The organism is Cupriavidus sp. 05N39 (assembly GCF_056397325.1).
This window is the reverse complement of record NZ_JBFTNE010000366.1, coordinates 1-390: the sequence shown is the minus strand read 5'-3', so window position 1 is coordinate 390 and position 390 is coordinate 1. Positions and strand designations below refer to the sequence as shown.

Sequence of the window (390 nt, the reverse complement as noted above, 5' to 3'; positions counted from 1 at the left end):
GAGCAGTTCAGGCCCGAGCCGATGCCGAGCAGCGCGATGCGATCGCCCTTCTTCAGGCGGCCCAGCTCCTTGAGCTTGCTCAGCACGATCGGCACCGAGGCCGGGCCGATGTTGCCGTGCTCGCCGAAGATGGTCATGACCTTCTTCGGGTCGATGCCGAAGTTCTTGATGAACGCGGCGGTGTGCGGCTGGCTGACCTGGTGGATGACGAACTGGTCCAGCTCGTCCACCGCCCAGCCCAGCGCTTCGCGCGCGGCGACGAAGGTCTTCTGGGCCAGCTTGATGCCTTCGATCAGCAGCATGCGGGTATCGGTGACCATGCGGTCCAGGTTGCCCCGGCACAGCTGGTTCCACTCGGTGGCCGAACGGGTCACGCCACCGCGGTAACGC

At 65.9% G+C, this 390-nt stretch carries 1 protein-coding gene; it reads right to left on the bottom strand.

Annotation, left to right across the window (positions count from 1 at the left end; all coding sequences use genetic code 11):
- The coding region (locus AC1DN0_RS41735) for a 3-oxoacyl-[acyl-carrier-protein] synthase III C-terminal domain-containing protein (protein ID WP_477146703.1) at positions 1-390 on the bottom strand (390 nt) is incomplete at both ends.